This window comes from Pseudomonadota bacterium (assembly GCA_040752895.1).
Classification (GTDB): Bacteria; Pseudomonadota; Alphaproteobacteria.
In genome coordinates this window covers 33,385-54,706 of the sequence record JBFMHN010000001.1, presented here as the reverse complement: position 1 = coordinate 54,706, position 21,322 = coordinate 33,385, and the positions used below count along the sequence as shown (strand labels likewise).

Annotated in this window: 19 protein-coding genes; 17 read left to right on the top strand and 2 right to left on the bottom strand. The window is 58.3% G+C overall.

Features of this window, described 5'->3' with window-relative positions:
- Positions 1–3: 3 nt before the first annotated feature.
- Both flgA and flgH read left to right on the top strand, forming a co-directional pair.
- Entirely contained in the window at positions 4–975 is a 972-nt protein-coding gene (gene flgA, locus AB1781_00245) for a flagellar basal body P-ring formation chaperone FlgA (GenBank protein MEW5703012.1), read from the top strand.
- Positions 965–1,723 carry a flagellar basal body L-ring protein FlgH gene (gene flgH, locus AB1781_00240; protein MEW5703011.1) on the top strand — a complete coding sequence of 253 codons (759 nt, stop codon included), beginning with the start codon at positions 965–967 and terminating at the stop codon, positions 1,721–1,723. The genes flgA and flgH overlap by 11 nt, the downstream gene beginning before the upstream one ends.
- A gap of 105 nt (positions 1,724–1,828) precedes the next feature.
- Here the strand turns inward: flgH and dksA are convergent, their stop codons facing one another.
- On the bottom strand, positions 1,829–2,245 hold the full coding sequence (gene dksA, locus AB1781_00235) for an RNA polymerase-binding protein DksA (protein ID MEW5703010.1): 417 nt from the start codon (positions 2,243–2,245) through the stop codon (positions 1,829–1,831).
- A 168-nt stretch (positions 2,246–2,413) separates the two neighbouring features.
- Positions 2,414–2,833 (bottom strand): flagellar assembly protein FliX, encoded by a 420-nt coding sequence (locus AB1781_00230; GenBank protein ID MEW5703009.1) that lies wholly within the window; start codon positions 2,831–2,833, stop codon positions 2,414–2,416.
- A 314-nt stretch (positions 2,834–3,147) separates the two neighbouring features.
- Here AB1781_00230 and AB1781_00225 point away from each other — a divergent pair, with 314 nt between their 5' ends.
- The 15 genes from AB1781_00225 (at position 3,148) to fliF (ending at position 21,321) form a co-directional block, all read left to right on the top strand.
- Positions 3,148–4,308, top strand: coding sequence for a flagellar basal body P-ring protein FlgI (locus tag AB1781_00225; protein ID MEW5703008.1), 1,161 nt, complete (start codon positions 3,148–3,150; stop codon positions 4,306–4,308).
- A complete protein-coding gene (locus tag AB1781_00220) occupies positions 4,308–4,649 on the top strand; it encodes a rod-binding protein (protein ID MEW5703007.1) in 342 nt (113 codons plus the stop codon). Before AB1781_00225 ends, AB1781_00220 begins: the two co-directional genes overlap by 1 nt.
- Positions 4,627–5,058 carry a hypothetical protein gene (locus AB1781_00215; GenBank protein MEW5703006.1) on the top strand — a complete coding sequence of 144 codons (432 nt, stop codon included), beginning with the start codon at positions 4,627–4,629 and terminating at the stop codon, positions 5,056–5,058. Before AB1781_00220 ends, AB1781_00215 begins: the two co-directional genes overlap by 23 nt.
- Before the next feature lie 19 nt (positions 5,059–5,077).
- Positions 5,078–7,192 (top strand): flagellar hook-associated protein FlgK, encoded by a 2,115-nt coding sequence (gene flgK / locus AB1781_00210; protein ID MEW5703005.1) that lies wholly within the window; start codon positions 5,078–5,080, stop codon positions 7,190–7,192.
- Positions 7,193–7,201: 9 nt separating this feature from the next.
- Positions 7,202–8,131 carry a flagellin gene (locus tag AB1781_00205; protein MEW5703004.1) on the top strand — a complete coding sequence of 310 codons (930 nt, stop codon included), beginning with the start codon at positions 7,202–7,204 and terminating at the stop codon, positions 8,129–8,131.
- A gap of 14 nt (positions 8,132–8,145) precedes the next feature.
- On the top strand, positions 8,146–8,664 hold the full coding sequence (gene fliW / locus AB1781_00200; protein MEW5703003.1) for a flagellar assembly protein FliW: 519 nt from the start codon (positions 8,146–8,148) through the stop codon (positions 8,662–8,664).
- Positions 8,665–8,942: 278 nt separating this feature from the next.
- The gene (locus AB1781_00195; GenBank protein MEW5703002.1) at positions 8,943–10,529 is read left to right on the top strand and encodes a flagellin; all 1,587 of its coding nucleotides are present in this window, start codon (positions 8,943–8,945) and stop codon (positions 10,527–10,529) included.
- Positions 10,530–10,650: 121 nt separating this feature from the next.
- Positions 10,651–13,809, top strand: a complete 3,159-nt coding sequence (gene fliD / locus AB1781_00190; protein ID MEW5703001.1) for a flagellar filament capping protein FliD — start codon at positions 10,651–10,653, stop codon at positions 13,807–13,809.
- A gap of 151 nt (positions 13,810–13,960) precedes the next feature.
- A complete protein-coding gene (fliS, locus tag AB1781_00185; GenBank protein MEW5703000.1) occupies positions 13,961–14,401 on the top strand; it encodes a flagellar export chaperone FliS in 441 nt (146 codons plus the stop codon).
- 293 nt (positions 14,402–14,694) lie between these two features.
- Complete coding sequence (fliS, locus tag AB1781_00180) at positions 14,695–15,081, top strand: flagellar export chaperone FliS (GenBank protein MEW5702999.1); 387 nt, start codon at positions 14,695–14,697, stop codon at positions 15,079–15,081.
- Positions 15,082–15,126: 45 nt separating this feature from the next.
- The gene (locus AB1781_00175; protein ID MEW5702998.1) at positions 15,127–16,587 is read left to right on the top strand and encodes a flagellar hook-length control protein FliK; all 1,461 of its coding nucleotides are present in this window, start codon (positions 15,127–15,129) and stop codon (positions 16,585–16,587) included.
- Between the two features lie 11 nt (positions 16,588–16,598).
- Positions 16,599–17,279 (top strand): flagellar hook capping FlgD N-terminal domain-containing protein, encoded by a 681-nt coding sequence (locus AB1781_00170; protein ID MEW5702997.1) that lies wholly within the window; start codon positions 16,599–16,601, stop codon positions 17,277–17,279.
- 51 nt (positions 17,280–17,330) lie between these two features.
- Complete coding sequence (locus AB1781_00165) at positions 17,331–18,995, top strand: flagellar hook-basal body complex protein (GenBank protein MEW5702996.1); 1,665 nt, start codon at positions 17,331–17,333, stop codon at positions 18,993–18,995.
- A 162-nt stretch (positions 18,996–19,157) separates the two neighbouring features.
- Entirely contained in the window at positions 19,158–19,457 is a 300-nt protein-coding gene (locus AB1781_00160) for a DUF1153 domain-containing protein (GenBank protein ID MEW5702995.1), read from the top strand.
- Between the two features lie 187 nt (positions 19,458–19,644).
- The gene (gene fliF / locus AB1781_00155; GenBank protein ID MEW5702994.1) at positions 19,645–21,321 is read left to right on the top strand and encodes a flagellar basal-body MS-ring/collar protein FliF; all 1,677 of its coding nucleotides are present in this window, start codon (positions 19,645–19,647) and stop codon (positions 21,319–21,321) included.
- The last annotated feature ends 1 nt before the right edge of the window (position 21,322 follow it).

Sequence of the window (21,322 nt, the reverse complement as noted above, 5' to 3'; positions counted from 1 at the left end):
AAGATGAAGCAATTTACGGTAACCGCTTTTTTCTTAGCAGTCGGCGCGATGCTGGCAAGCGCGGCCTGGAGCCAACCCCTGTTGCGGGATCACGTCTTCATCGAAGAGGACGTTATCCGGCTCGGCGATCTTTTCACCGACGCCGGCGAGAAAGGGGAAATCACGATCGCCAAGGCGCCCGCACCAGGTGCGCAGATCGTCCTCGATGCCGATCGGCTCTACCGTATCGCGAAGGCCTATCGGCTGCCTTGGCAGATGCAGTCGCGCTTCGATCGCATCGTTATCGAACGCACCAGCACTGCCGTACCCCGAGAGGAAATCCTGGAAGCCCTCCGCGACAGCCTCAACGCACAAGGCCTTCCGGAAGAGGCAAAGATCGAGATCGCGAACGCGAACCTGCAGATCCACGTTCCGGCCAACCAACCGGCGACCATTGCCGTGAAATACCTTCAATACGACAAACGGACTCAGTATTTCTCGGCGCTCATGGTCTCCCCGGCAAACGACCCTCTGGCGAAAGAATTCCAGGTAAGCGGTCGCGCCTATGCCACCATACCTATTCCGGTCTTACGCGAGCACGCCAACGCCGGGGATATCATCCGCAAGGAAGACATCAAATGGATTCAGATGCGGGCGGACCGGGTTAGTTCGAACGCCGTGACGTCGGCGGAGGGTCTCATCGGAAACACGCCGCGGCGGGTGATCATGGCCGGAAAATCGATTCCCAGAAACGACGTTCGCCCGCCAGTTCTTGTCGCCAAGGGTGATACCGTGACCATAACCTATGAGACGCCCTCCATGACCTTGAGAACGAAAGGGCGCGCGATGGACGTCGGCGGCCAGAACGATACGATTCGCGTCATGAATACGCAGAGCAAATTTATCGTCGATGCAACCGTCACGGGGCGGAATATGGTCAGCGTCGATAGCCGCGGACCGATCGCAACAAGCGGGGGAACGGGTTATGTGCGCTAAGGGACGAGTGCGGTTCTTCCGGCTTCTTGGTGTCCTGCCGGTGGCCCTGGCGCTTGCCGGCTGCAAGACGCTGACGCGATTGTCGGAGGTCGGCGAAGAACCAAGGCTTACCGAAATCCAGAACCCGGTTCAGCAACCGAACTACCAGCCGGTGAGTCTGCCGATGCCGGCGGTGGAAATCAGCCGGCACGAAAATTCCCTCTGGCGACCAGGCGCGCGCGCCTTTTTCAAGGACCAGCGGGCGGCACGGACCGGCGATATCCTGACCGTCACAATCACGATTGCCGACAACGCTAACGTTTCCAACACGACATCGCGCAGTCGCACGACAGCGGAGGATGCATCCCTTCCGAAAATCCTCGGCTATGAGAACAGCCTGAGCAAAATACTGCCGGAAACGGTAGACCCCACGAAACTCGTCGAGGCCGACAGCTCGTCAACTTCTTCGGGCACCGGTTCCGTCAACCGTAGCGAAACGATCAATCTCAAGGTTGCCGCCGTCGTGAATCAAGTGCTTCCGAACGGGAACCTCGTGATTCAAGGGCGCCAGGAGATTCGGATCAATTACGAAGTCCGTGAACTCTTGATCAACGGAGTCGTGCGCCCGGAGGACATTACCGCCTCGAATACGATCAGCTATGAAAAAGTCGCCGAGGCGCGCATCACCTATGGCGGCCGCGGGCATCTCTCCGATGTCCAGCAGCCGCGCTACGGAACACAGGTATACGACGTTCTCTTCCCCTTCTGAGGATGGGGCCCTTCTGAGGATGGGATGGGATCACCCGAAACGAAACAAGGCCGATACACGCCATCGGCCTTGTTTTGATTCCTTGGTTGTCCGCCAAATTGCCCGCTAATCGTCCCGGTGGGTCTTTTCCATTCTTTCGTGACGTTCCTGAGCATCAAGACCAAGCGTGGCAATTGGGCGCGCCTCCAGTCGACTGAGGCTGATCGGCTCCCGCGTCTCGACGCAATAGCCATAGGTGCCAGTTTCGATCCGGAGAAGCGCTTCATCGATCTTTGCGATCAGCTTACGCTCGCGATCTCGGGTCCGCAGTTCGATCGAACGGTCCGTTTCAAGGGAGGCGCGGTCCGCAATATCGGCTTCCTGACCGTTTTCGATCCGCAAATGCTCAAGAGTCTCCTTCGATTCCTTCAGGAGATCCTCTCGCCACTGCAAGAGCTTACGGCGGAAATATTCCCTCTGGCGGGGATTCATGAACGGTTCGTCTTCGGATGGGCGGTAGTCTTTGGAAAGCTCAACCTTCATCAGATGGCCCGTCGTGGCGCGAATGGTCAAAAATGCGGGTGCGGAGTATAGGTAAGCAACCCCCCTACCGCAAGGCTTGCGGCTACCCGCCATGGCCGACGGGGGGCGGCCTAAAACATAATTATTTTCAGATAGTTACATTGTTCCCAGCGGAACAAATCGAACGCCTTACAACGCCTTGCGATATTTCGCGAGTTCGACGGCGGCGCGGAGTTCGATTTCATTCAGGATTTCGGCTAGCCGCGGATCAGCCGCATGGACTCGCTTCCGGCGCACGAATTCTTGAAGGCCGCGGAGCTTTTCCGGCGATACCCTGCCCGTCAAGAGAGCGTGCCGGAGATCATCGAGCTGGTCAAGCAGCCCTTCGGCAAACGCCTTGGCTTGCGAAGCCTCGCTGGTTGCGTCGCGAACTTCTTGCAACGCGAAGATACCCTCCACCGCCGTCGGCATCGTTGTGGCGGCTGCGGGACCTGCCGGCAACGATGGCTGCAGATGCGAGATGAATTCCCCACCGCCCTTCGTTCGCGTCGTTTTTCCGCTGCGCCTGATCTGGCCGGCGCGACCTGGGCCAGTAACGTGAATCTTCATTCAAAAATATGGCCTTACATCGGCTTCTTAAACATGCGTTACACGAGGATCGGCGATTGCTCTTAAAAAGTCGTTAAGCGAGGGGCGCGCCAGCGCCACCGCTCGACGCAAGCGACGGAAAACCGCCGCTATGCCAAGGCGGCAAATTTTTCCCTTTCTTGATCACATCGGTCTTGCCGTCGGGTCTTTCCTGCCACTCCGACGAAAGGCCTCAAATAATCAACTTTAAAATCAAGGCGTTACCTCTTTCAAAAGCTGGCACGCCTTTCGCAGCGAAGGCCATGCGAAGAACACCAGCGAGGGATAGAAGGCCTATGCAGGGGAAAAAAAGCGGTAGGGTTTTCGGCAAGCGCTCGCGAAAACGGCTGGTCGCGCTTTTCAGCAGCGTCTGTCTTCTTGCGAGCTCCTTGCCTTCAAGCCCGGGAAACGCCGCCGCCCGCATCAAAGACATCGCCGATTTCCAGGGCGTTCGCGAAAACCTGTTGGTCGGCTACGGCCTCGTCGTTGGGCTCAATGGCACGGGGGATTCGCTCACGAACGCGATTTTCACGAAACAAAGCCTGATCGGCATGCTCGAGCGGCTCGGCATCAACGTCCGGGACGAGAACATCAAAACGGACAACGTGGCGGCCGTCATGGTGACCGGCACGCTGCCGCCCTTCGCACGGCATGGGGGGCGCATCGACGTCTCCGTAAGCGCCATGGGCGATGCGGAAAGTCTTCTCGGCGGAACGCTTCTGGTTACACCCATGCTGGGTGCTGACGGTGAAATTTATTCCGTCGCGCAAGGCCAAGTGGCGGTCGGCGGGTTTGCCGCGAAGGGCGACGCCGGCAGCGTCACGAAGGGGGTGCCGACGAACGGGCGCATCCCCAATGGGGGCATCGTTGAACGCGAAGTCGATTTCAATATGGGGAATCTTCAGAGCGTCAATCTTTCGCTTCGTAATCCCGATTTCACGACAGCAAGCCGAATCGCACAGGTCATCAACGGCCATTTGAATACGCCTGCCGCGCGGACCATGGACTCGGCAACCGTGACGCTGCAGGTGCCGGAGGCCTACGCGGAAAATATCGTTTCCCTGATCACGGACATCGAGCAATTAACCGTCGATCCGGACCAATCGGCGCGTGTCGTCATCGATGAACAATCCGGCACGATCGTCATGGGCGAAAACGTGCGTATTAGCACCGTCGCGATCGCCCAGGGCAACCTCACCATTCGCATCACGGAAACACCGCAGGTCTCGCAACCGACCGCTTTCTCCGCCACCGGCACGACGACGACGGTACCGCGAACGGATATCACCGTCGACGAAGACACCGGCAAACAAATGGCCGTTTTCAGCGGCGGCGTGAACTTGCAGGAACTCGTGAACGGGCTGAACGCGCTTGGCCTAGGCCCCCGTGACCTGATCACCATCCTGCAAACGATCAAGGCAGCGGGTGCGCTCCAGGCCGAAATCGAGGTGATGTGATGGATGGCCTGCGATCCCCGGTTGACCCTGCGCTTCTGGCGTTGCAACGAAGTACGGAGCCGAACACCAAGGCGGCCCGCAGCGCCGAGCAGGCGCGCCAGGTGGCGGAGGAGTTCGAGGCCCTCTTTCTCGCCCAGATGCTGACGCCGATGTTTGCCAACATCCAGACCGACGGGCCGTTCGGCGGTGGTTTCAGCGAAACCATCTACCAATCCATGCTGACGGAACAATACGGAAAAGTGATGGCCAAACGCGGAGGTGTGGGCGTTGCCGATGCGGTGATGGCGGAAATCCTGAAACTGCAGGAGGTGAATGGACATGAACATGACAGCCCAAATTGAGGATCTAGTGACGGTCACCGACCAATTGATCGTCCTGATGGACCGGGAAACCTCCTTCCTTCGTCAACACCGACATGAGGATATTCGCGGCCTACAGGTGGAAAAGGCCGAGCTTGCCCACGTTTACGAAAAACACCTTCGGGGCCTGCGCGAGCGGCCGGAGAACCTTCGCAACGTTGTGCCGGAAGCGGTCGAGCGCCTGAAGGACCGGCAGATCGCCTTTCGGAAAACCACCCAGTCAAATGCGCTGGCTCTGCAAGCGGCGATGGAGGCAAACAACCACGTGCTGCGCGCCATTGCCCGGGCCGTTGCCGAGCTGAACGCAAAGGAAAACCACTACAGCCGCAACGGCCAGGCGGCAGGCACGCGGAAGCCAGGCATCTCGATCGCCCTCGACCAGAACCTATAGAGAGCGCGGAAAGCTTCTTATGTCCCTCAACATCTCCCTTCTCACTGCGATCAGCGGCCTCAACGTCACGCGCACCGCCATCGACGTTGTGACGCAGAACGTCGCAAATGCAAACACGGAAGGTTATTCGCGGAAGGTCGTTAACCTAGAGGCCCAAAATATCCTAGGTATGGGCGCCGGTGTCCGCGTTTCTAGCATCACACGCCAAGTCGATGAATTTCTGTTGCGGGATTTGCGGGCTCAAACAGCTTCGCTTGGTATGCATACGGTCCAGAAAGAATTCTTTGACCGGATGCAGGACCTTTTCGGCTCGCTCGGATCAAGCTCCTCGCTCACCACCCAGATCACAAGCCTTGCCACGACGTTCGAGGCGCTTGCGGTCGCCCCAGAGGGCGTTTCTCAGCGCCTTGATGTCGTGAATGCCGCCGTGACGATGGCGCAGCGCTTCAACGCGCTCTCATCGAACATTCAGAAGCTAAGGCTTGAGGCGGAAACCGGTATAGCGGCGGAAGTTCAAGAGATAAACTTGCAACTTTCGACGATTGCCGATTTGAACCTGCGCATCTCGAAACTCGTCGGCTCCGGAAAACAGGCCACAGAGCTGGAGGACCAGCGGGATATCGCGCTTAGCCGACTGTCGGAACATCTCGATATTTCTTATTACTTCCGTGGGAATCGAGAAGTCGTCGTCTCCATCGGCGCGGGAGACGCGCTGGTGGACCGGCAGGCGATGCCGCTTAGCTTCACGCCCTCTTCCTTGGTCAGTTCCGCCAACAATACCTTCGGCCCCATCAACCTGAACGGCATTGATATTACGGACCGTTTGCGCGGGGGTAAATTGCGAGGGCTCCTCGACCTTCGCGACATTTCCCTGCCCCAGCTTCAGGCGGAAGCGGATTCGCTCGCCGTTCGGCTTCGCTTCGAGCTCGACAAGCTGCACAACCAGGGCGTTGGGCTGCCGGGGCAGAACGCCCTTACGGGCAGCCGGACCGTAGCTGGAACCGATCCCTTCCTCGGCACCGGCGTCGTCCGGATCGCTGTTCTCGATACCAACGGCAACTTCGCCGATGATGGCTCCGGCGGCGCCGCCGCCTTCGACCTGGACCTTGCTTCTCTTCCCAGTCCGGCAAACGTGCAGGACGTCGTCGATGCGATCAACGCCGCGTTCGCCCCCGCCGTCGCCCAGGCAAGCATTAACGCAAATGGCCGCCTCGTCATCCAGGCGACGAACCCGGCCAACCGCGTGGCGATCAACGAAAACACCAGCGCCATCGCCGTCGGCAACGACACGATGGGCTTCTCCCATTTCTTCGGGCTCAATGATTTATTCACGACGGGAGCCAACTACGACGGCTACTCGACGGCCCAACAAACCTCGAACACGGCCCCTCTTCAGTTGAGCGGTAATCTCCTTTTCTCCGGCTACAATTCGGCTGGGCCCGCCCCCTTCACCGCCACCGTCGCCTACGTAGCGGGAGATACCCTCGATAGCCTCGCAACCAAGATAAACCAGAACGGAACCCTTTCCGGCGCTGGCGTCAACATCACGGCGCAGGTCGTTCAGGAGGGGGGTGGCTATCGCTTGAAAATCACGGATTCGAATGGCGATAACTTTTTCCTGTCCGACGGCGGCGGGGGAACGCTTGTTTCCTCGCTGGGTATCGCGCCGGACCGCACCGGAGAATCCGCCGTCCTTGCCGTTCGAAGCAACATCGCAAGCGACCCGGCGAAACTTTCCCGCGGCGCCTTGAGCCTGACGGGTGCGCCCGCGCTCGGCGATACGGGCGTAGCCAACGGCGACGGTACGATCGCGCAGTTGCTCGCTAACAAGTTTTCCGAAAAGCTGGATTTTGTTTCGGCCGGCGGGCTGCCGCCTCTTGCCAACACCTTGATCGAATACGCCACCTCAATCCTGTCGGTGAACGCCACGGAAGCAAATAACGTCGTGAACAATCTGGAGTTTCGACAAAACCTCGTTGACGAAATCTCCTTTCAGGCAACGTCCGTTAGTGGGGTCAATATCGACGAGGAAATGGCGCGCATGGTGCTGATTCAGAATTCCTACAACGCCTCGGCGCGCATGATAACGACGATTTCCGAGATGCTTGAGATCTTGGTCAATCTAGGCTCGTAGGAGAAAAACATGATCTCTTCGACAATCGCCAATCTTGCCCAAGAAACGAAGCTTCTGAAGCGCATTTTTGATACGCAGAAGCAGATCCTGGAGACCCAAAACCAAATCTCGACCCAGAAAGTCGCGGAGCGTTATTGGCAAATTGCACCTGACGCAAACCGGCTCGTCAACCTGAAGTCGGCACAAAAGCGCATGGACCGTTTTCTGCTCAACAACCAGCAGGTCGTTCAACGTCTGCAAACGATGGAGACGCACACGTCGCAGATCTTCGATATCGCGACGGATTTCCGCACCCTTTTGATCAGCGCGCTCAACACGGACAATAACGCCACCAACATCGCCATCAATACCGAGGCGACGAATCGCCTGCAAATGGTATCGGGCCTTCTAAACGTCGATATAGAGGGCCGCTATCTTTTTTCCGGCACCAAAACGGACACCCCGCCCGTTGATTTGAATGACCCGAATTTTCCGGCGCCTCCGCCCGCTTACCCCTCGCTCGCAGATACGGACTATTACCAGGGTAACGACGCCACCTTGACCGCCCATGCCGACGACGATTTGGATGTAACCTACGGCGTTCGGGCGAATGCATCCGGTTTCGAAAAATTGATCCGATCCCTCCGCCTTGCCCAGACGACGGTCACCTCGCCGCTGGATCGGACTCGGCTGGAGGAAGCCCTGAGACTTGCCGAGGAAGCCGTCAATGAAATTCCCGACATCCGCACCGGCATAGGTGCTTCGATCAAGACGTTGGAGTTGGCTAACACGATCCATACGGATGCCCTGCTCAAAGCGCAGGAAACCGTGGGCGACATCGAGAACGTGGACGTTGCGGCGGCGATGACGAAATTGTCAAACGACCAGTTGCACCTGGAGGCCTCGTTCATGGTGCTGGCCAGGCTGTCGTCGCTGTCCCTGCTGAATTTCCTGCGTTAGCGGGAAGCAACCGAATGCGAGTGGAAACGGAGGACAACACCATGATACTTCAGAATAAATATCAGGCGGATTTGCCGTCCCCGATGGGGAGTGAGGATGCCGCCGGCAAGATGACGATTCCCAGCCGGTTCGGCGAACTTCGGTTCGGCCCGAACAATCTGGTGCGCCTGCCGAAGGGGCTTCTCGGGTTTACCGCTTATCACAATTTTGGTCTGGCGAATTTCCCGAAGCGGGAATTCTCCCATTTCAAGATTCTGCAATGCCTGGAGGACCCGGCGCTTTCCTTCCTGGTATCGCCACTCGACTTGGATGCGGGGCTGATCGCCAGAAAGGACATGGAGGAAATCTACGAACAGCTCGCCATCCAGAAAGAAGACGGGGCTGTCCTACTCATTCTCACGGCCCGCCAGGAAGATGGAAAATCCGTGATCTCGGCCAATCTGCGGGCGCCGATCTTCGTGGACACCCGGCGGCATGTTGGCCGCCAATGCGTGCTCGCCAACCCGGACTATGCGATTCGTCATGTTCTTTGATTCTTTTGATCAGAAACCGTTTCGGATTCTTCGGCAAAAATTGCCACCTTCCGGTCCTCGTTCCGGTAAATTTTGCCGCCCTGGGCAAAAATTGCCGGTTATTCAAATAATCTATCGAAAATTTTCCGAGTGTTTCCAACGAATTTTGGAAAATATAGAATTGGCATTGGAATTGCTTTTGAAAGACTGCGGCTTCGTGCGTTGCGCGCGGTCGTGGTGCGTTAAGCATCCCCTGGTTAGCAGGAAGCTAACTTTGACAATCCAAGTAGGAGACTAAAATGGCTCTCAATCTAATCTCTAACTTTGCTGCCAACGTCGCCCACCGCAATTTGATGCGGACCGACATGGCGGCGTCAAACTCGCTGGCAAAGCTGTCGTCCGGTACGCGGGTGCTTTCCGCCGCCGACGACGCCGCGTCGCTGGCTATTGGTTCCCGTCTTGCGGCGGAAGTCGCGGCCCAGCGTCAGGCGGGCGTCAACGCCGGTCAGGCTGGCTCTCTGTTGCAGATCGCGGACGGTGCCTACACCGCTATCAACGACATCCTCATCCGGATGAAAGCGCTGGCGGTTCAATCGGCTTCGGGTCAGCTTTCTTCGACCGAGCGTTCGATCCTGCAGACGGAGTTCCTGTCACTTCAGAACGAAGTCTCTCGTATCGCGAACGATACGGAGTTCAACGGGGTGAAGCTGATTTCGGGTTCTTCGACCAACGCCACCAGCTCGACGTCGGCCCTTTCCGCCGTCGGCATCCAGTCGGTGGACTTCAGCACGTCGCTCCATGCGCAGGACAATAACCTTTATCGGGTTACCTACGATGGGGCGAACCAGTTGACGCTCACCAAGCTCGACGCGGCCGGTTCCGGGCCGAACACGGCGACCGTCAACATCCAGAGCCAGCTTGACGCGCTCATGACCGGCAACACGCTTACCGCCGGCCAAACGGGCAAGATCACGCTGACCAACCTGGGGGTTACGCTCACGATCAACGACCAGTTCGATCGGACGGCGGCGATCGCCCCCACGACCACGAACAACGTGGTTGCGGCGAACGCCCAGATTTCGGCCTTGACGGCTGCTGCTTCATTCGCGACGACCGGCGTGACGGTCGCGGGTGCGGTGACGGCTTTGGCCGGGCTCACGGCGTTGGATGCGAACGGTGCCGGTTATGATGCGACAACCGGTGTCCTCCGCATCGCGGTGGGGAACAACGCCGGTGCAAACCAGATCGACTTCCTGGCGCTTGCCGGGGTTAACTTTGGTTCTGGCGTCAACACCCTGCACACGCTCGCAGCGGGCGGCGCAGCCGTCAACATCACGGTCGGTGGTCAAGTGCTCGCCACGTTGACGCTTTCCGGCGTGACGTCTACGACGACGGCTGCGACCGGTGGCTTCATCGAGATCAATCTCGGTCAGGCGATGATCTACAACGACTACACCGCGTCTGGCGGATCGACGTCTTTCACCTTCAAGATTGGTACCGGTAACGTTTCCACGGAAGACGATCTGACCTTCAGCGTCGCGTCGGCGACGGGTCAGGTACTGGGCGTTGACAGCGCAACGATCCAGATCGATGGCGCGACCGGGGCGAACGCAGAAACCGCTTCGACTGCGGTCTCGGCTGCGATCACCACGCTGAACACCGGCCGGTCTTCGATCGGTGCGGCGCAGAACCGACTCTCCTTTGCCTCCGCGAACCTCGCGTCGGCGATCGAGAACGCGGAAGCTGCCCGGAGCCAACTGTTGGATCTGGATGTGGCCGCCGAAATGACGGCCTTTACCAGCAAGCAAGTCCTGCTTCAGGCTGGTGTGGCCATGCTGGCGCAAGCCAACCAGCTGCCGCAGAACCTGTTGCGGTTGTTCCAGTAAGCCCAAAGGCTTGGGAGAGGGGAAAAATCCCCTCTCCCTCGTCCTTCTCTTCCAGGGGTGGAATGCAAATTCCAAGAAGTTCGGGAAGGCATAATCCAAGGGGTATTTTTCGAAAGCCGATATGGAAAACCCTATAAATCTGAATAATTTTTCCGTTGGACAGAACGGTTTGACGCGGTTCTCCGGCCTCACCTCCGGCATTGATTTCGTCGGCATCGTTGATCAGTTGATCGCGGCCCGAAAAATTCCCATCGACAAGCTTCAAACAAAGACCACCAACAACGAAACGCGAATCGCGGCCCTTCAGGAATTTGAAGGGCTTCTCGGACAATTTCGTCTTGCCCTGAATACGCTCCGCGGCGCCGTGAGCGTGGACGGCATCACCAACGCTTTCGCATTGAAACAGGCCTTCGCCTCGACCTCGCGCATCGACGCCGGCACGCCTTCGGCCGCCGCCAATTTGCTGGGCGTCAGCGTAACCAGTTCGGCCCCCATTGGAAGCCACACGATCGCGATTCAGCAGATCGCCACCGCCCATAAGGTGAGCAGCAATGCCTTCACAAGCGCGACGACGGCCATCGCCGGGATCGCGGACAATTCCTCGTTCACGATCGGGCTTGCCGGCGGTAATTCGGCGACGATCAACCTTTCCAGCTCGGATACGCTGCTGGATGTCCGCGACAAGATCAACAACGCGAACACGGGAACGAATGCGACGAAGGTGTCCGCAAGCGTCGTTTCGGTAAGCGCGACGGAAAACTACCTCGTTGTTACGGCCGCCGAAACGGGAAAGGCCCTGGTGCTTACGGATGGCGCGGGTTCGCCCCTGAACACGCTAGGCATTCTCTCCGGTACCGGCGTCAAGACAGAGCTTCAGGCGGCCCAGAAGGCGCGCTTCACGGCAGATGGCATTCTCGATTCGTCGTTCTACCAGTCCGCCCTGGTGGCAAACAGCGCGGCGCCCTTCAGCGGCTATACTTCGGTAACCGCCGGCGCCCACAGTTTTCAAATTCGTAACGCAAACGGGGTGCTGCTCGGAACCGTCAACTATGCGGATACGGACAGTCTCACCACCCTGGCGGCGACGATCGACGCCATCGGCGGGATATCGGCCCAGGTCGTCGCCGATTCCGGCCAGTTCCGCCTGCGGATCACGAAGGACGACGGCGCCGCCATCACGCTTGGGAACGACACCAACAACTTGCTGACTTCGTTGAATTTCACAAAGCCGAATTTGAAGGTGATCGAACGGGACACCAACACGATCAAAGACCTTTTCACGGGCATGACGATCACCCTTTTCCAGGCCGAGGCCGGCACGACGGTTAAAATCGACGTCGAGCGGAACCTGAGCGCCGTCAAGACGAACGTTCAGAGTTTCGTTGATACCTACAACGCCGGCCGGGAGTTCATTAACAAGCATTTCCAGGTCGATCCAACGACCGGCGCCCCGGCCAAGGACGCGATCCTTTTCGGCTCCACGACGCTCTCACAGCTCTCCGCCCAGCTCGGCGGGATCCTCGGGCGAGGCGTCCAGGGCGTAAACAGCCAATTCAGCGTCCTTCGCCAAATCGGGATCACGTTCAAGCAGTTGAACCCCGATAACCCGCTGGACGCGAACAAGCTCGTCCTCAACGAGGAGGCGCTGGATACCGCCCTTCTCAACAACCCGGAAGACGTCCGGCGGCTTTTCGCTTTTGACCTTACCTCGTCGAACCCAAACGTCTCATTGCTTAGCTTCACCGGCGCGACGTCCTTCAACGCCTCCGGCTACACGCTTAACGTTGATTTCGACGATCGCTATATCAGCAATTCGATCGCCAACGACACGGTGTTTACGCCAAGCTATGCCATGACCGGCATGCCGGCCAGCAATGGCATCAGCCAGATCCAGTTCGGCGACCAAGTGTTTTCCGGCGAATCCTTCCGCTATAGCTACGACGCGGCAATGGAAAACTTCACCATCGTCAACCTGGCGACCGGCATTGCCAGCACCGTCAACATCACCGCCGCCCTCAACGCGGCGGCCGGCGTCGGCAACAATCTTGGCGCCGGGCAAACGGTGGATATCACCTTCCCGGAAGCCTTCATCACGCTGACGCTGACCGGCAACGGCACCGCCTTCGACCGGACCCAGAATATTACCGCCAACCCCAACGCGGACACTTCCGCCGTCGGTTTTGTTACTTTCGGAAACGTAACGAACGCAAACGACGCAAACGGCGGTTTCACGGAGCCCACGCTTCAAGCCCTGCTTACGGGCGCCGCCTCGTCGGTCTACAGCGCGGCGACCGGGCGGCTTAGCCTAAACCTTACGTCGGATGGCTTGGGAAGCACGCTCTTCGACGCGACCGCCGGCGTCACCTTCGTGCTGGACGCCGCCTTCAACGGCTCGAACGATACGGCGACGACGGCCGACCTCGAGGATGGCAATCCGCATACCGTCGGCATCGTCGTGAACGGCCAGGAGATCGCCGTCCTCACGCTGAACCCACTCACCTCGACGGGGCCAGGCACGGCCGCGATTACGATTAACATCGGGGCCGGCCTGTTCGCCGAAACCTCGGTTGTCACTAGCAAGACTTCCGGGATCGGCAATTACCTCGCCGGCAATCTCAACAGCTCGTTCCAGATCCTTGATGCCACGGGCACACCGATCCCGGGCGGGACGATCAACTACGCCGCGACCGACAGCCTTCAGGCTATCGCGAACGCCATCAACGCCGTTGCCGGTGTTTCCGCCCTTATCCTCGAGCAAAATGGCGAATTCCATATCGACATCGTCGCCGACGACAGCACCGAGCTTGGCTTCACCGACAGCGGCGACCTGATCAGCCAGCTCGGCGTCGCGAAAGATCTCAACGCCAGCATTCTAAGCGCTACCATCAACGGGGTTGCCGGTTCGGCGACGGTCAGCGGCAAGACGATCACGGCGACGAACTTAACCGGCGCGAACGGCCTCAAACTTTTATACTCGGGCACGAAAGACGCCAGTAACGTTTCGGTCAACTATACGGTTGGACTCGGCGCCCAGATGTACGCCGTCTTGGATTCGACGTTGAATTTGACAAACGGCACCATCCGGACGGAAACGAACGCCTTGAAGGATCAGAACACGCTGACGGCCCGCCGAATCACGGAACAGCTTGGGCGCCTCGAGCGGGAACGCCAATCTCTTCTCGCCAAGTTCATCGCCATGGAACAGGCTCTTTCCTCGATGCAACGCATTCTCGACAATCTGAAACTCTCGACCGATCTTCGTTCGAAAAACCAGAATTGACGGAAAGACGCGCCGCTGACGTCGCAGCCGTAGGCGCCGCAGGACGGTCGAAAATTTTGAATTCGAATAAAAAATACGAAAATATTATCTTTTTTTCACAAGTAGTTAACTACGGCATGCGATGGTAAGGGCATCAACCAAGGAACAGCGCGTGGAACACAAGGCCTCGAATATCTACAAGATGCAGCGCATCCTGACGGCGCCGGGCGTGAAGCTGGTCGCCATGCTCTACGACAAGGCGATCGACAGTCTGAAGGACGCCGTTCACGCAATTGAGGTCGGGAATATCCAGGCGCGGTGGAATGCAAACCTGCGCGCCCAGGAAATCCTCACGCATCTTTCCGCCACGCTCGATCACAGCCGTGGCGGCGAGATTGCCGAGAACCTAGATCGCCTCTACCGTTTTATGCTTGCCCGGCTTTTCTTGGTAGATGTCAACAACGACCCCAAGCCAGCCCTCGATGTCATCGCCCTGCTCGAGCCTCTTCGCGCCTCCTGGCATGAGCTCGCCAATCAAGGGCCTGCCCCCATCGCCGAGGCGCCGACAGCCTCAGACGCGCTTTCCAAGAAAAACATCGCCGTTTCGGCCTGAAGATCACAAGGCCACTTCCCTCGCCCCGCCATCGCTGCCGATGGCGCCATCTTTTCATCATTGATGCTTGTTAGCTGGGCAGAAATTGCCATACCGGCCCAGCAGCTTTTTCCCGGTTTCGCCGCCGGTCCGGACATCGGCCAAGAAAATCCCAATTTTTTCCTTATTTATCATATAGATAAATAAGCATAGGAGTTGGCCCGCCATTTGCTCTCCTTCTTGCCATGAACAAACTGCATCCAACGTCCCAATGCAAGAAAGGCGAAAAAACAATCGCGCCTTTCGAAGGCAGCATGAACTACAGCTACGACGAGATCATGGGTGCGTCCCAATCCCATTTGATCGTCATGCTTTACCGAGAGGCCCTGGTTGCGTTGAAGGCAAGCCTGGTCGCCATCGAGCGCGGGAATATTGAGATGCGCTACAAGACAAGCGCCAAGGCGACAAATATCCTCGCCCACCTCTATCTGACATTGGACCTCGAACGCGGAGGCGATATCGCAAAGAATCTGGGCCAGATCTACAAATACCTCCTGCGGCGTTTGCCGGACGTCAATCTCAAGAACGATCCGCAACCGGCCCTGGAAGGCGCGCGCCTTCTCGAGTCCTTGTTAAATTCCTGGGAAAATCTCGACATGCAAATTTCCAGGCCAAGCGAAGGTGAGTTTTTGATCTATTGAAGCTAGCGGTCAGGAAGACAAAACGTAAAGTCAGGAAGACGGTAAATGGAATTCGTATCGGTAAAGCAGATTGCGTCGAATTTGGCGCAGGTTTCCAAGCGGGTCGGCGAAGGCGCGGCTCCGCTCGTTCCGTTCGATCAGCTCCTGCAACTGGAGAGCGACAAGCGCCCGCCGATCGAGACCGCAAAGACTGAGACCGCAAAGGCCGATCATGGCAGCGACCGTCCGGTGAAAACAAAAACCGACCGTCCGACAAGGACGGCCGACAGCCAAGAGCGCAAGGAAAAAGCAAAGGACAGCGATGAAGGGAACGCTTTTGTCGCGGCCGAAAGCAAACCCGCCTCCCTCGACGAGGTGGAAGAGACGGGGGCAGCCGAGAACAAGGCAAAAATCAATAATCCGATGGATGTAGAGGCGCCAATTGAACAGAGCACGACGCCGGACGGCGACATAAACCTATCTGGCCTGGCCGCGACACCTAGCGAGGCGCACCCCGAACACCCGGACGCACCCGCCATCCCGGCCGGACTGATTCTGACGAATTGGCCGCCGGCGGCGGATCGCCTCCAAGGCATTGCGGAGGCAATCGAGGGTCATGGGAAGGCCAATCCGTTGGCTCAGGCCATCCGTGCCACAGGCGATATCCAGACGCCATTGGGCCTGCAGCGCTTGATGGCCGAAGGTGCCGCACTGCCGAGCACGGTAGCCGCCGCGGACCCCCGCCTCACCGGCAAGGAGGCCATGCTGCCACAGGACGGGGAGGACGGCTTGCCGGACAACGCCTTCGCCTTCACCGGCAACGGGAAACCAGACGTTCTCGCCAAATTCCGGCAGGAGAAAGTGCTAATCGGCCAACCGGCCTTCGACGCCGCCAAGACGCTTTTTCATCCTATTCCGGCAAATCCAAACGGCCCGATTCCGCTGGCGGCCGGCATGCACGCCGTCCCTACGAACGTCGCCGCATCGGTAATGACGGAGACTTCAACCGAAAGTCTTTTGCCCCCGAACATGACAAGCGAAGCGGCGAGACGGCCGATCGCCATCGCGGCCACGGCCACGGCAGAGCGAACGGCAACCCCGCCGCCGGTGATGACCGATCAGATAGCCCTTCATTTGAAGCGGGCAGCGGCGGACGGCCTGGACCGGATTCGCATTCAACTGAAACCGGCTTCTCTCGGCCATATCGACGTCAAGATGGAAGTGGGCAAGGACGGCAAGGTAACGGCTGTCGTTTCCGTCGAGCGACCGGAGACGCTGGACCTTTTGCAACGGGACGCGCGCACGCTGGAGCGCGCGCTTCAGGATTCCGGCCTGCGCGCGGATTCGAATAGCCTGCACTTCCAGCTGCGCGGCGAAGGGAACGGCCGAACGCCGACTGGCGCGGAAGGTGCTGATTCTTCTTCGGTGAAGGATTCCGATCCAGCGGTGACCGATACGGAAACAACGGCTTTGGAAAATTACAACTACTGGGTCGTCGGCGATGGTTTCGTCGATATCCGGGTATAGGAGAGCGGAACATGCAAATCGGAGGAATTGGAACGTCCACAGCCGGCCTTAAGGCCGCGGGAGCCGGCGCCGCGCTTGCGGAAAACTTTGACGACTTCCTAAAGCTACTTACGGCGCAAATGCAGAATCAGGATCCGCTCTCGCCGATGGATGCGAAGGAGTTTACGACGCAACTCGTCCAATTCAGCGCCGTGGAGCAGGCCATCAATACGAACAGCAATCTGGCGTCCTTGATCGATCTTCAGAAGGCGAGCCAGATATCCAACGCGGTCGGCTTCATCGGCATGCAGATCGAAGCCTTTGGAAAATTGAACATGCTGACGAACGGCACTGCCGAATTCAGCTATGGCCTCGCCGGCACTGCTTCCTCGACAAAAATTTCGGTTTTCAACGAGGTTGGCCAGCTCGTCCACACCACCTCCGGCGCGACGGCAGCCGGCCGTCACACCTTTACCTGGAATGGCCTGGATAGCAATGGCATAGCCCAGCCGGATGGCAAATATTCCATTGTCGTGACCGCCATTGACGCAAACAACAAGCCGGTCGCCGTCGAAACCGGAATCATCGGCACGGTTACCGGCTTCGAGACGACGGTGGATGGTTCTGTCCTGCTTTCTCTCAACGGCATCGGCGTGCCGATGACAGACGTCGTATCGGTAAAGCCGAAAGGCTCGCAAGCAAACGGTGTGTAAGGGACTTTTGAGGATCATCTCGCGACAAGGGATAGACATAGGAGAAGGAAAATGAGCGTTTTTGGAGCAATGTTCTCGAGCGTTTCCGGCCTGAACGCACAAGGTCAGGCGCTTGGAATGATTGCAGATAATATCTCGAACATGAACACGGTGGGCTACAAGGCCGTTTCGCCGCGGTTTCATACCCTGGTCGTTCAGCAATCCCTGCAATCGTCCTACGCACCGGGAGGCGTCAGCACCAGACCCTTCTTCCAGATCGAGCGGCAGGGTTTGTTGCAGAACTCGGCCTCGGCAACGGATCTTGCCGTCTCCGGAAACGGCCTTTTCGTCGTCACCGCGAACCGAACCCCGGGTGCGAACGACCAACGTTTCTTCACACGCGCCGGCCAATTTTCGGTGGACGAAACCGGTTCGCTCCGGAACGCCGCCGGCTTCTACCTTCAGGGTTGGGTCACGGACACGGTCGGGACTCCGACGACGGTCAATAATAACCTTCTGACGGACCTCACAACCGTGAATATTTCGAGCTTGGCCGGCAGTGCCTCAGGAACAACCGCCGTCACGGTCGGCGCCAACGTGCCGGCTGAAGCCACGGCTGGCGATGCTCATGTCATGAATGTCCTTGCTTTCGACTCGCTTGGCGTTGACCACAACCTGCAAATGACCTGGACGAAGCAAGCGACGCCCAACGTGTGGGATATTTCAGCAACCGCAATACCGGACACGTCTGTCGTGACTCTCCTCAACGCGTCCGGTCAGACATACGCCTCCAGCGGGCGTCTTGACTTTACCCGCCTTCCGACGGCAAGCACCGGCGGCGCAGTCCTTGGCGATACGATCACGCTTGCCGGAACGACCTTCGAATTTACGGACGGAGCCGGCGTCGTTGGTGCCGGCAACGTCGAAGTAGATATCAGCGCCGCGGTGACGATCGCACAAGCGATCAGCGCCCTGAAGACGGCCATCGACGGCTCGGCCGTGCCGGGAACCGGACGCTTTACGGGCGGGACGGGTCAGAACATCAATTCCATGTTTATCACCCAGGCTGCAGCCGGGGCTGCCGTCGCGGTTGCGGACGGCCCGGTTGTTTCCTCCTCGCCTTTCGTGTCGCAGGTTGACCCGTTTACGGTCGCAGCCTTGACGGCAAGCGGGCCGGGCGCCACCTTCAACGGAGATGGAACGCCGAACAGCTTCAACGTGGCCACGGCCAACATCGACTGGGCAAACGGTGCCACCAACAGCACGATTGCGCTCAACCTAGGCACGGCTGGGCCAATTGGCACCGGCCAGACCGATGGCGTAACGCAGTTCTCGAGCGACTTCTTCGTCTCTTTCGTTAATCAGAACGGCGTCAGCTTCGGCAGTTTCACCGGCGTCAATATCAACGATCAAGGAGTCGTGACAGCTCAGTTCGATAACGGGGACTCGCGGGCGATCTTCCGAATCCCACTGGCGACCTTCGCCAACCCAAACGGGCTGGAGCCGAAGAACGGCAACGTTTATGGCCAGACGGACGCTTCCGGCAACTTCTTCCTAAACTTCGCCAACACGGGTACAGCCGGGAAAGTTGCGGCCTCCGCCCTTGAGGCTTCAACCGTGGACCTCGCAGAGGAGTTCACGAGCATGATCATTGCCCAACGCGCTTACTCAGCAAACGCGAAGATCATCACGACCGCCGACGACATGCTGGACGAACTGATTCGCGTTAAGCGGTAGGCAATCTTTCCCCTGGGCGGCCCCGGCTTTGGTCCCTCGCCGTAGCCGGGGCCGCCAACTTCTAAAATCCGATCTATCCTTTAGCGGTTTTTTAAGCTGGGACGGGTACAACTCCGCCTTAGGAGTAATGAGCCAGATGAAGCACAAAACGGCGAGAGGCGAATGAAGGACAGGAACGGCGACGCGGCCAAGATGAGACCTGTTATCAAGCGGATGACGCTGGATGATCTGCCCCCACCCAATACTCGGCGGTGGGTCGTCCGTCGCAAGGCGCAAGTGGTCGAAGCCGTTCGAACCGGCGTGTTGAGCCTGGACGAGGCTTGCCAGCGCTATACCCTGTCGATCGAGGAATTTCTCTCCTGGCAGCGCTTGTTTGACAGCCATGGTGTCCACGGTCTTCGCGTGACACGGCTTCAAGAATACCGAAATTCCAACCCGGGATCTACCGGCGGGCCCCTGTAATTTTTTGCACTGTCCCCGATTTTTCAGATCGGCGCATGTCCCACGGTTAATTTTCGGTTGCTGCCTCAAGTAGGCAAATTTTGCCTGCGGTTAACTTCCTATTCACCTATGAACGGTAGCGTTTCGAGCGTGGTCGTCATCGGCCTCACGCTCGTATAGTCCAAAAACATACTTAAGAGACGCCACTGTGAATGGGTTGCACCTAACGCTCCAAAAAATCGGGATGGGACGGTTGCTCATCTTCGCCGTCGTGGGCCTTTCCCTCATTGGGTTCTTTTTCTTCCTCACGACACACCTTAATTCTCCGAACATGGTCCTCCTCTATGGAGATCTCAGCCCGGAGGACAGCAATCAGATTGTCACGAAGCTTGAAGGCATGTCGGTGCCCTACCAGCTTAACGGCGGCGGCACGCAGGTCATGGTGCCTTCGGACAAGGTGCTTCGCCTGCGGATCGGACTCGCCGAGCAAGGCCTCCCCCGGGGCGGGTCAATTGGTTATGAAATTTTTGACCGTTCCGAATCGCTGGGCGTCACGAATTTCGTCCAGAATGTCAATTTGCTGCGCGCGCTGGAAGGTGAGCTTGCCCGAACCATTGGTGCCATTGCGTCAATTCGTTCGGCCAGGGTGCACCTTGTCATCCCAAAGCGCGAATTGTTCAGCCACGAGAAAATGGAACCTCGCGCCTCGATTATCCTGAAAATGCAGGGCGGGCGCCGTCTCGACAAGGCACAAGTGTTTGCGATCCAGCAGTTGGTGGCTGCCGCCGTTCCCGGGCTGAAGCCGACAAATATCTCGATCGTGGATGACAGCGGGACGCTGCTTGCCCGGGGCATTACCGAAGGCGAAAACGAGGCCGGCTTCACGGCAACATCTGCGTCGGAAGCGCGTCAAGCCTATGAAACCCGCCTGGCCGCCTCGATCATTGACCTTCTTGAGCGCTCTGTCGGAGACGGAAAGGTGCAGGCGCGTGTCTCCGTCAATATGAATTTTGACCGCACCATCACGAATTCCGAAAGCTATGACCCGGACGGCCAAGTCGTTCGTTCGACCCAAACGGTCGAAGAAAAAGCGTCCAACCTCGAAGACAAGACCGAAGCGCCTGTCACGATTGCCGGAAACCTGCCTGGAGCGGAAGCCATCGGCGCGGAAAACGGGCCTACAAACTCCAGCCAGTCTTCGCGCGTTGAAGAAACGGTCAATTATGAAATTACCAAGACGATCGAAACCCACACGCAAGAGAGCGGCACGATCAAGCAGATTGCCGTCGCCGTATTGGTTGACGGAACTTACGTAAACGACGCCGCTGGCAACCAGGTCTATCAACCGCGTGGCGCGGAGGAACTGGAAAAGCTCACCTCCCTAGTCCGCACGGCAATCGGCTATGACGTCGAGCGCGGCGACAAGGTAGAGGTTGTCAATATGGCGTTTGTCCGTCCGGAAGTCATGCCGGAAGAAATTCCGAAATTGGAGTTTCTTGGCCTGACGAAGTCGGATTATTTCCGGATGGCTGAAATCATGGTGCTGACGGTGGTGGCGGTGCTCGTGCTTCTTCTCGTCGTGCGGCCACTGATCACCCATGCCATTCGCGTGATCCCCGAAGCCATGGCGGAAGGGCAGCGGCTTCTGGCCGATCAGCGGGAACTTGAAACGCCCGCCTTGGGGGCGCCCAGGCAGGCGTTTGCCGCCGGGTCAGGCACGATGGGGCATGAAGGAGGAGAAGAACCGGAATCGATGATCGATATGGAGAAGGTTGAAGGCCGGGTCCGCGCTTCCACCGTGAAGCGGATCGGAGAAATCGTGGACAAGCATCCGGAAGAAACGGTCGGCGTCGTCCGCAGTTGGATGGCTCAGGAACGGGGATAGC

What these genes read in the sequence shown, in the direction of transcription:
- flgA (MEW5703012.1), top strand. Translation starts at nt 4, where the DNA reads ATGAAGCAATTTACGGTAACCGCTTTTTTCTTAGCAGTCGGCGCGATG.
- flgH (MEW5703011.1), top strand. Translation starts at nt 965, where the DNA reads ATGTGCGCTAAGGGACGAGTGCGGTTCTTCCGGCTTCTTGGTGTCCTG.
- dksA (MEW5703010.1), bottom strand. Translation starts at nt 2,245, where the DNA reads ATGAAGGTTGAGCTTTCCAAAGACTACCGCCCATCCGAAGACGAACCG.
- AB1781_00230 (MEW5703009.1), bottom strand. Translation starts at nt 2,833, where the DNA reads ATGAAGATTCACGTTACTGGCCCAGGTCGCGCCGGCCAGATCAGGCGC.
- AB1781_00225 (MEW5703008.1), top strand. Translation starts at nt 3,148, where the DNA reads ATGCAGGGGAAAAAAAGCGGTAGGGTTTTCGGCAAGCGCTCGCGAAAA.
- AB1781_00220 (MEW5703007.1), top strand. Translation starts at nt 4,308, where the DNA reads ATGGATGGCCTGCGATCCCCGGTTGACCCTGCGCTTCTGGCGTTGCAA.
- AB1781_00215 (MEW5703006.1), top strand. Translation starts at nt 4,627, where the DNA reads ATGAACATGACAGCCCAAATTGAGGATCTAGTGACGGTCACCGACCAA.
- flgK (MEW5703005.1), top strand. Translation starts at nt 5,078, where the DNA reads ATGTCCCTCAACATCTCCCTTCTCACTGCGATCAGCGGCCTCAACGTC.
- AB1781_00205 (MEW5703004.1), top strand. Translation starts at nt 7,202, where the DNA reads ATGATCTCTTCGACAATCGCCAATCTTGCCCAAGAAACGAAGCTTCTG.
- fliW (MEW5703003.1), top strand. Translation starts at nt 8,146, where the DNA reads ATGCGAGTGGAAACGGAGGACAACACCATGATACTTCAGAATAAATAT.
- AB1781_00195 (MEW5703002.1), top strand. Translation starts at nt 8,943, where the DNA reads ATGGCTCTCAATCTAATCTCTAACTTTGCTGCCAACGTCGCCCACCGC.
- fliD (MEW5703001.1), top strand. Translation starts at nt 10,651, where the DNA reads ATGGAAAACCCTATAAATCTGAATAATTTTTCCGTTGGACAGAACGGT.
- fliS (MEW5702999.1), top strand. Translation starts at nt 14,695, where the DNA reads ATGAACTACAGCTACGACGAGATCATGGGTGCGTCCCAATCCCATTTG.
- AB1781_00175 (MEW5702998.1), top strand. Translation starts at nt 15,127, where the DNA reads ATGGAATTCGTATCGGTAAAGCAGATTGCGTCGAATTTGGCGCAGGTT.
- AB1781_00170 (MEW5702997.1), top strand. Translation starts at nt 16,599, where the DNA reads ATGCAAATCGGAGGAATTGGAACGTCCACAGCCGGCCTTAAGGCCGCG.
- AB1781_00165 (MEW5702996.1), top strand. Translation starts at nt 17,331, where the DNA reads ATGAGCGTTTTTGGAGCAATGTTCTCGAGCGTTTCCGGCCTGAACGCA.
- AB1781_00160 (MEW5702995.1), top strand. Translation starts at nt 19,158, where the DNA reads ATGAAGGACAGGAACGGCGACGCGGCCAAGATGAGACCTGTTATCAAG.